The organism is Metamycoplasma auris 15026, from assembly GCF_000367765.1.
GTDB lineage: Bacteria > Bacillota_I > Bacilli_A > Mycoplasmatales > Metamycoplasmataceae > Metamycoplasma > Metamycoplasma auris_A.
In genome coordinates this window covers 1-10,363 of record NZ_AORI01000003.1, presented here as the reverse complement: position 1 = coordinate 10,363, position 10,363 = coordinate 1, and the positions used below count along the sequence as shown (strand labels likewise).

7 protein-coding genes are annotated in these 10,363 nt (G+C 27.3%); 2 read left to right on the top strand and 5 right to left on the bottom strand.

Annotated features, from left to right (window positions below):
• Positions 1-164: 164 nt before the first annotated feature.
• From MAU_RS00605 to MAU_RS00585, 5 genes are all read right to left on the bottom strand, one after another.
• A complete protein-coding gene (locus MAU_RS00605) occupies positions 165-713 on the bottom strand; it encodes a hypothetical protein (protein WP_004423421.1) in 549 nt (182 codons plus the stop codon).
• A 165-nt stretch (positions 714-878) separates the two neighbouring features.
• Positions 879-3,119 carry an ATP-dependent zinc metalloprotease FtsH gene (gene ftsH / locus MAU_RS00600; protein ID WP_004423418.1) on the bottom strand — a complete coding sequence of 747 codons (2,241 nt, stop codon included), beginning with the start codon at positions 3,117-3,119 and terminating at the stop codon, positions 879-881.
• Positions 3,120-3,193: 74 nt separating this feature from the next.
• The gene (gene tilS / locus MAU_RS00595) at positions 3,194-4,147 is read right to left on the bottom strand and encodes a tRNA lysidine(34) synthetase TilS (protein ID WP_004423415.1); all 954 of its coding nucleotides are present in this window, start codon (positions 4,145-4,147) and stop codon (positions 3,194-3,196) included.
• Complete coding sequence (gene pth, locus MAU_RS00590; protein ID WP_004423410.1) at positions 4,140-4,697, bottom strand: aminoacyl-tRNA hydrolase; 558 nt, start codon at positions 4,695-4,697, stop codon at positions 4,140-4,142. The genes tilS and pth overlap by 8 nt, the downstream gene beginning before the upstream one ends.
• A 3-nt stretch (positions 4,698-4,700) precedes the next feature.
• Positions 4,701-6,977 carry an ATP-dependent DNA helicase gene (locus tag MAU_RS00585; protein WP_004423406.1) on the bottom strand — a complete coding sequence of 759 codons (2,277 nt, stop codon included), beginning with the start codon at positions 6,975-6,977 and terminating at the stop codon, positions 4,701-4,703.
• A gap of 136 nt (positions 6,978-7,113) precedes the next feature.
• Here MAU_RS00585 and serS point away from each other — a divergent pair, with 136 nt between their 5' ends.
• The gene (gene serS, locus MAU_RS00580) at positions 7,114-8,379 is read left to right on the top strand and encodes a serine--tRNA ligase (protein ID WP_004423403.1); all 1,266 of its coding nucleotides are present in this window, start codon (positions 7,114-7,116) and stop codon (positions 8,377-8,379) included.
• 99 nt (positions 8,380-8,478) lie between these two features.
• Positions 8,479-10,137 (top strand): lipoprotein 17-related variable surface protein, encoded by a 1,659-nt coding sequence (locus tag MAU_RS00575; protein WP_004423400.1) that lies wholly within the window; start codon positions 8,479-8,481, stop codon positions 10,135-10,137.
• Positions 10,138-10,363: the final 226 nt, after the last annotated feature.

The window sequence follows — 10,363 nt, the reverse complement described above, 5'->3', positions numbered from 1 at the left end:
CTGATTTTGGTGCAAAAATCATCTTAAATTAAGTTGAAAAGTGCATTTTTAACCTATATTTAAAATTAAGTTTAATTACTCTTTTAACAATTAAAAAATACAAAGTCTAACTATCTTTAGTAGCTTTGTATTTTAAATAAGTTTTGTAATACTAAATAATGATTTTATTCCATATAGTGTTCATTATACATATGTGTATCATAGTATTGTGGAATTTGCATTTCTTCAGATTTCTTTTTACATACTTTTAGTATTTTGTTAGCATTAACAAGAACAATGATTCCAATAACTAAATTTAGTACAAAATGTGATATTGAACGACTATTTTTAATTAAATTAATGTGTGTTTCAGATCCAAATTTAACAAATGGAATTTGAATGGCAAGTGCAATATTATCTGATAGAATAATTACATATAAAAATGTTTGTAAGATTGCAAATATAATAACTGCACTTAATAGTGTTTTAGTTGGTGTGCGGAAACCACTTTCATTTGGTGTTCTTGAAACAATGATTGATAACAAAATTATTGTAATAACAAATAACGGGATACTTGTAATTACAAGAATTCTTGATATCTTATTTGCTTTTTCAGCTACTAAGTTAAACGCTTGAATTGTTATTAGAAGATGAAAAAGCGGAAAAATTAAAAGCAATGAGCTAAAAACAATAAGAATTGTTGCAAAAGCTATTAAACTTGAATATTTCTTCATATTTTAATTTGAATTTATATCTCTCCTTGATATTCTTTTATACCTATTATTTAATCATAATTAAAAAACTAAAATAAAAGAAAAAATGGCAATTTATTTTTGCCATTTTCATCTTAATTTAAAAAGAAATCATTAAAAAACTTTTTGCTTTAGGAATTATAAGAATTATTCAAAAGAAGCATCCTTGTTATCTTTGATGTCGTCCTTATTTTCTTCGTCTTTTTCTTCTTTAACTTCTTCTTTATTATCCATTGAATGCTTCTTTAATTCTGCATCTAAATCATCTTTATATTTGTCATCTTCGATTTGTTTCTTGCCAGAAACTTCATTGAATAATGTATTGAAATCATTTTCAGAATATTCTTCTTTTAACTGTTCTTTAGTTGTTGTCATTTCTTCTGGTAATTTCATATTTGTTGCAATATATTCAATTTCTTCAGCAACAATTGTTTCTTTGATGATTAAAGCGTCTTTAATTAATTCAAGTAGTTCGCGATTTGCTGAAATAATTTCGTGTGCTTTCTTTTCAGCGGCTAGAATAATTTTTCTTATTTCTTCATCAATTTCTTGACCGACTTTTGAAGAAAATGAAGCATTTTTCATATAGTCTCTACCAAGGAATGGATTTGAAGCATCTTCTTCATACTTGATTGGACCTAAATCAGATAAACCTCATTCAGTTACCATTTTCCGAGCTATACTTGTAGCTTTGGCAATATCATCACTAGCTCCGGTAGAAACATTATCCTTACCATAGATAATAGCTTCAGCAACACGACCTCCCATAAATGAAGTAATAATTGCTATTAATTCAGATTTTGAGTGGTTGTATTTTTCTTCTTCAGGCATCATTAGATTATATCCGCCAGCTTGACCTCTTGGAATAATTGTAATCTTTTGAACCTTATTACCGCCTTTTAGCTTAATTCCAACAACAGCATGTCCTGCTTCATGGTATGCAACAGCAATATTTTCTTTTTCAGAAATTGTTCTTGATTTTTTCGCAGGTCCTGCCATTACCCGATCAATTGCTTCGTCAATTTGATCAAGTGTTATAAATTTAGAACGTTCTCTAACACTTAAAAGTGAAGCTTCATTAATTACGTTTTCAAGTTGAGCACCTGAAAATCCAGGAGTTCTTCTTGCTACTTGAGCAAAGTTTATTTTTGGATCAATTTGTTTGCCTTTTGAATGTAATTTTAAAATAGCTTCTCTTTCTTTAACATCAGGAAGACTAACTGTAATTACTCTATCAAAACGTCCTGGTCTTAATAAGGCTGGATCTAAAACATCAGTTCTGTTTGTTGCAGCCATAATTAAAATTCCACTATTTTCTTTAATTCCATCCATTTCAACTAGTAATTGGTTTAGAGTTTGTTCTCTTTCGTCATTACCACCACCAATACCAGCACCACGAGATCTTCCAACTGCATCTAATTCATCAATAAAAATAATTGCGGGAGCTTCTTTTCTTGCATTTTCAAACATGTCTCTTACACGTTTAGCTCCAAGACCAACAAACATTTCCACGAAATTGGAAGCTGAAATGAAGAAGAATGGTACATTAGCTTCTCCAGCTGTTGCTTTAGCAATTAAGGTTTTCCCTGTTCCTGGAGGACCTCCTAAAAGAATACCTTTTGGAATTCTTGCTCCAGCAGCTGCATATTTCTTAGGATTCTTTAAGTAATCAACTAACTCGAATACTTCTTCTTTAACTTCTTCATTTCCTGCAATATCAGAAAACTTTTTGTCTGAGTATACTCTTTGTGCTAAGGATTTATTTCCAAAACCAACAATATCGCCACCTAAGCCACGTCCTGCCATTGATCTAACACTAAAGATAATAGAAAGAATAATTACACCAATGAAAATTACGTTTAGAGCAGGACTTATATATCTTGCAAAAATACCTGGACTTGGTGCTGGAATTGCAGCAATAACTCCTTTAGCATTCGGCCCTTTAATTATATATTGCAATGCACCTGCGTATGTACTAAATTTATTATCAGTTGATGATGCATTAACTATATTAATAACACTTTCAGGTAATGTACGATATAGATTTCCACTTAAATGCGTAGTAAATGAATAGCTTTTAAATGGATATTCATATCCAAGAATTTCTGTAAGTGTTTTAGGAATCCCTGTAATTGTTACTTCAACTGCATCCCTATATGGATTTTCAGCTCATCTTGAGATATAAAGTTGGTTATCAGTTGCTACTCTTCTAACTACATCTCATAAGAAATTTGGACTTTGATATCTAATTGAAGCAGCACGAATTTGTTCAATGGCAATCATTACTAAAATAATTAGTGCAACAATACCAATAAAAATTCCAATGATACTAAAAATACCTAGTCTTCTTTTTTCTCTGGGAGGAGTTGGTTTGTTATTTTTTTCCATGACTTCTTAATATGCCTCCTTTTTAATTTAAATTTTATTATTTTAATAGAATATTAAAAATTATAAAAGAAAAGTTAGTTTTTAGGTGTTTTAATAATTTTTAGAAATCCCTTATCCTTGATTACTTTAGTATTATCATTGACTAAAAAAGCTTTGTAATTTTTTTGGGACAAAAGAAATTTTTTAAAGGATTCAATTTTATTTTTTGAAAGTTTTAAGTCTGCAATATTTTTATGTAAATACATAAAAAGAATTTCATTGATATCCTTATCATTGAAATCTAAGGTTTTATAGCTAAAAAAACTATCTTCAAAAAATAAATATTTAGTCTCAATTTCTTTATTTTTTGAAGTTAATTTGCTATTAATTTCACTAATTTGCTTGGCAAGTAAATCTTTATCTAAGTTACTTATTTTTTTAAGTTCAAGGCGAATTTTATTTCTTGTATAAATAGGTAGATTATTTGTATAATCAATTGCATAAGGGATGTTATATGTAGCACAAAAATCAATGATTTCATTTTTGTATCACAAGTGCAACATTGGTCTAAAAATGTTCATGTTATGCAACTTATTAGTTTGCTTAATTCCAAAAAAACTTGGGTTTCTTTTGGTTTGTTTTTGGAATAAATAAGTTTCAATTAAATCATCTTTTTGATGTGCTAATAGCAAGCAATCAGCATCGTATTTTTTATAAACTTGTGCATAAAAAAGATATCGCTGGTTTCTTGCGATTTTTTGGAAATTTCCCACTTCTTTTTCATCTTCTTTTTTTAAGATTAGCAGTTCATATTTAATGTGATGCTTTGCACAAAAATCTTCAACAATTTTTTGGTCTATATCTGAATTTTCTCTGTGATTGTAATTAACACAAGCAACAATAATATTTTTTTTCTTCATTAAATTAAGCATTCACATGGAATCAGGGCCACCACTTATTCCTAAAATGAATGTTTGATTTAAATCAATTTTATTTTTTGCAAATTCATTAAAAAATAAAGTTTGAATCTTATCTATGTTACTATTCATAATTCTTCTTTGAAAAATGGTTCATTACGTATCTTATATCATTATAAATAAAGGAAATTAAAGCTTCAGAAGCATAATCAATAACTTTTTCAATAGTTTTAAATTCTTCGAAGCTAAATTTACCTAATACATAATCAATGACATTTGAATCGCGACCAATACCAACTTTTAGCCGCTTTATTTCTTCAGTATTTAGATGCGAAATAATACTACTCATTCCTTTATGTCCACCAGCACTACCTTTTTGACGAATATTGACTTTGCCTAAATTAGTATCCAAATCATCATAAACAACAATAATATCGTCCACTAAAATATCATAATAATTAGCAAGTGCTCTTACAAATTCACCACTGTTATTCATATAAGTAAGAGGTTTAGCTAAAATAAATTCGCTATTTTTATAAAAAATCCCGTTGAACTTTTTTTCTTTAAGAGGCGCTTGTAATTTTTTAGAGAGTGCATCAATGACCATAAAACCAACATTGTGTCTTGTTTTTTCATACTCTTCACCAGGGTTTCCTAGTCCAACAATCAATTTAAGTTTCATAAACTAATTTCCTCCTTTTTTATTTCATAAGTATTTAATGTTTGTAATTCTATTTGAATCACTATCATTTTTTATCCCAAATTCAAGAGCTTCTTTTTGACCTATTATTACACTATATTGCTTTGCTCTTGTAATTGCTGTATAAATAAGTTTTTTACTTAGGAGTTTTTTTGCTTCTGAAAAAAGAACAACAATAACAGCTTTTGTTTCTGAACCTTGGTATTTATGAACACTTGTGCAATAAGCTGGATAAGTATTTTCAAAAAAAGCTGATCTTTTATAAGTAACATCTTTTTCATTAAAATCAAATTCCACAGTAATATGACTTAGAGTTTGTTCTTTTTTGCTTTTAGAAGTTCCATATATAAATTTTGAAATATAGCCTATTTCGCCATTAAAGACCTTTAATTTTGGATCATTAACAAGATTAATAACTTTATCACCTAAAGCTAAATTTCTTTCTTTGTAGCTGATTATTTCTTGTTTTTCTTTTTTTCTAAAAAAAGCATTAAGCTCTTCATTTAATTCATCAATTCCACTTTCATATTTATACATAGGACTTAGAATTGCTATTTCTTTTTTAGAATAACCTTTTTTTAGTAATCATTGCACTTTTTTGATTAATTCTTGTTTAAGAAGTTTTCTATCACAAGAAATAAACTGCGAATTTTTGCCTAAAAATTCTGGCATAATTCCTTCATTAATTTTTAAGGCATCCTGAATAATTTCATAGTTTTCAGCTTGTCGATAGATTTTTTCTAAAAAAATCGTTTGAAACATTTGAGTTTCAATGAAATCCTTAATAAGGTAACCAGGACCAATAGCTGGCAGTTGGTCTTTGTCACCTACTAAAATTATTTTTTTTAGACTTTTGCTTTTTATTCCTTTCATAAGAGAATAAAAAAGATCAAGCGAAACCATTGAAAACTCATCAATAATTAAACATTCAACTTCCATTGGATTTCTTTCTGAAATATAAAAATAATTTTCATCAGCATCCCATTGTAAAAAGCTATGAATTGTTTGGGCTTTAATTTTTTGTTGTTTGTTATTGATATTAATAGTTGCTCTTCCTGTAGGAGTTAAAATTGCTAAATCATTAGGATGATATTTGTTTAAAAGTAAAGAAATTATTTCATTAATAATAAGTGTTTTTCCAGTTCCTGGGTTACCTGTAATTAAAACCATTTTTTGCTCAAGAGATTTAGATATAGCTTCTTTTTGCATTGAATCAAAATGGGAAGATATCTTATATTCAATATTGAAATTAAGATTCTTTTTACTTAAGTCAACTAACCTATTAACTATATATTTTTCCATATAAACAATATCTCTAGTTGTATAGTAAATAGAATCTTCATATTCAAGTTCAACTAAATAAACTTTTTTTATTAAAAACTCTTTTGCTTTGGCAAATTCCTCGTCAATTCTTATTAGATTTGGATCATTAGTATATTTAAATAAAGTTTCTTTTAATAAATCTTTTTTTATTCGTGTATTTCCACTACTAAAGAAATACTCTGATAAAAAATAGTATAAGTATGTTGCATTTTTAAATGCTACGGATTTTTTGGAAAATTCCTGAGCAATCTTATTTAAATCTGAAATTCTTATTTTTTTATCATCTTCAGCATCAAAATAATATTGATAAATATTTTCTTTGTATTCTTCTAAAAATGCATCTAAACTTGCAAATTTCTTTGCTAGTTGCTTATAAGCATTAAAACTAACATTAATTCTAAAAAGATTTTTTATATCCAAAATAAATGGATAGTTGTTTTTAATAATCGATTTAAACTCAGATCAATCATTTTGATTAATACCAAACAAGTTACCATGGATACTGCTATCATTAAGAATTCTTTCAAATAAATCTTCACCTAATTCTTTGATTAAAATATTGATTTTTGAATCAACAATATTTTTAAAAATAGGAAGCTTCAAAATTCGACTTAAATAATTTAAATTATTAGCTGATTCATCTTTTTTTATAATATTGAATTTAGAATTATTTAAATCAATAAGATAACTATCTGGATATTTGGAAGCTTCGTTTCGTACAATTACAATTTCATAACTTTCTTCATTTAGAATTAAACCTAATTTACTAAAAGAAGAATCTTTAAAAGTAATTGAAATGCTGCCATATTTGTTAAGGCTAATTGGATTTTTTTCGTCATTTTTTTCAATATAAAAAGACACAATCAAAATGCTTGCGTCTTTTGATTGTCATAAGATTTTACTAAATTTTCCAATTACCTGATAACTAGGTATTCCCATATCTTTTTAATTGTAACATAAAGCCTTTTTTTAGGGCTTTTTATATGTTACTCTTTATTTTTTATTCTTTTAAATAAGAGCAAAGAAATTTAAACTAAAAAGTATAAAATTTAAATAACATTAAGGAGATAAACTTATGATTGATCTGAAATATCTTTTAAAAAATAAAGATGAAATTACAAAAAAACTTCTAACAAGAAACTTTGATCATTCAATCTTAGATAAGGTTTTTGCATTGGGGCAAAAAAGAAATGAATTAATTCATACTCTTGAAAAACTGCAAGCAAAAAGAAATGCATTAAGTGAAGAAATTGGCATTAAAAAAAGAAATAAAATTGATGCTTCTTTGTTAATGGAAGAAGTAGCGGAAGTGAATAAGGAAATTGAAACAATTAACAAGGAAACAAAAGCAATCATTGACGAAGTTGAAAACTTAAGACTTCAAATTCCTAATATACCTTATGATGATGTGCCAGTTGGTATCGATGAAAATGCTAATGTTTGTTTAGAAGAGCATGCAACCTTAGGTCGTGGATTAGTTAAAAATGTGCTTCCGCATTATGAAATTGCATCAAAACTTGACATCATTGATTTTGCTAGAGCCTCTAAACTAGCAAAATCAAGATTTGTAGTTTATAAAAATGATGGTGCTGCTTTAATTAGAGCACTAGAAAATTTCATGCTAGATACACATATTAAAAATGGCTACAAGGAAATTATGCCAATGCATCTAGTTAATTCTTCGATGCTATATGGCACTGGACAACTACCTAAATTTGCAGAAGATTTATTTAAGATTGAAAATGAAGATTTATGATTAATTCCTACTGCTGAAGTTCCTGTAACTAATTTCCACTATGATGAAATTCTTAATTTAGATACTCCAATTAAATATGTAGCTTATACTAAATGCTTCCGCTCCGAAGCTGGAAGCGGCGGACGTGATACAAGAGGTATTATTCGCCAACATGAATTTCACAAAGTTGAATTAGTGAAATTTGTAGATGAAGAATCATCTCTTGAAGAATGAAAAAAAACTGTCAATGATGCTAAAAGCATTTTAGAGCTTCTAGAAATTCCTTATCGTGAAATTCTTCTATCCACTGGCGATATGGGCTTTGGTTCAGCTAAAACTATTGATTTAGAATTATGAATTCCATCTGAACAAAGATATCGTGAAACAAGTTCAATCTCAATTTATAAAGACTTTCAAGCAATTAGAGCAAAAATAAGATACCGCACCAAAGATAATAAAACTAAATATGCTCATACCATTAATGGCTCAGGTTTAGCAATTGATCGTGTAGTCGCTGCCATATTAGAAAACTACCAAAACAATGATGGAAGTATCACTATTCCAAAAGTTTTAATTCCATATATGAAAAAAGAATTTATCAAGTAATTTTAAACACAAATTCAAGTTCTTTGAATTAGTGTTTTTTTATTCAATAGAAACCTCATAAATTGAGTAATTATTTATTTGGAGTAAAATGTATATATTATGAAGAAACATATAAAAAATAGTTTAATTTTAGTTAGTTTATTAGGTGTTGTTGCGCCTATTTCAATCATTTCTGCAAGATGCGAAGATAATAAAAATGAAGAAAAAAGTCCGCATAAAAATCCAGAAGTAAATCCTAATCCAAATCCTGCACCAAATCCAACTCCACAACCTAATCCACAACCAACACCAAACCCAAATCCAGCTCCTAAACCTAATTTAGATAAAAAATGGAAAGAAGAAAAATTCGAATTAAATGGTATAAGTGTTGATAAGTTTGGTGGATTAATTAGTCTTTATAATCTAAAAAGTAATCTAAGTGTTACTGATGCTATTTCATTATTAAAAGAAAGTAAGAAGGATACTAAAGAAAAAGTTGAAATTTCTAATATTAAAATTGAAGCTTATGATGAAAAAGTTGGTGAATTGGAAGTTTCATTATCAATCAAAATTGATAATAATATTTTCAATAATAAGAGTGTTAAATTAAGTGGATTTAAGAAGATTGAGATATTTACTAGAGAAAACATCATTCTAACTTTTAACAAAGAAAAACTATTTGAAACTAACAAAAAAATTGAAGAACTAAAAGATAATGAATTGTTGGATTATATAACAATTGAAGGCATTTCTTCAACCTCTCATCAAAAGTTGAATTTAGTATCTCTTACTAAAACAAGTCCTAAAAATTATTTCTTTGCTAAAGAGGGGCAACCAAGACTTTCTTCGGATAAAAAAAGTATTATTTTTACATTTGTATCTAAATATGCTGCAAAGGAAAAAGGCACTGAAGAAAAAGATATTGAAGAAAGACTTGAAGTATTCAATAAGCCTATTTCTGGTAATACTATAATATCTGAAAAAGAAGCTCTTGACTTTATAATTGAAAAACATATAGTAGTTAAGAAAGATATACTAAAAAATATGTTTCCTTCATCGTTTTTACATTTTTATAGAAAATCACACAAAATTGTTGACAACTTTGTTCAAATAGATAATACTAAAAATGACTATTTTAAAAACAAAGATGGTGAACATATTGAATTTGATAACCAAAGAATTACAGTTAATGATTTAGCTGGTAGTTTAGAAATTTCTTTTAATTTAAAAATGAAAAATAATGGGAAGGAGTATCATTCCAAAACAAGAATTTTTTCCTTTACAGGATTCAAAAAACTTGATTCTAAATATTTAGAAAATTTTGATATTAATCTTAATACAACTGACACTCAAGGCAAGAATTTCATAAAGAGAATACAAAACGAATACAATAAATCTCAATCTATTAGTTTACAAGAAGTAGTTAAATACCTAAATATAAACAATATGCCTAATAAAAATCTCTTAAGAATGATTAATGAAGATAACGAAAATGCGCAATTGCAATCGCAAACACATTCAATAATCAAACTGTATGGTAATACAAGTCCGATTGAGGATGTGATTAAAAATGAAACTCAATTAGATTTATTTAAAGGGAAAAATGAATTTTTCGAAATCAGTAACCTCGATGTAGAATTCAAAAACATTGAAATTAAACCAAACGGTGGTACAAAGGTATTTATTCAACTATACTACAACTTAAACTTTATTCTTTCTTCTCATAACCAAAATATTTCAATTCCTAAAGTAACTACTATTTCATTTAATAAAAATTAACAAAAAATACTTTAAAAACCTCAGCAAGACTGAGATTTTTTACTATTTATTTAGCCAATATTGCTTAAATAAATCATTCTTACAAAACAACACTAATTACACAAAATCTCATCGTTCTAAACATAGAAAAACACACAGCAATTTCAAATTCTCAATTTCTATTAAAAAGACTGATTTTCAACTCATTTTGAGACTAAAAATCAATTTTTTAGACTCAAAATCGGCC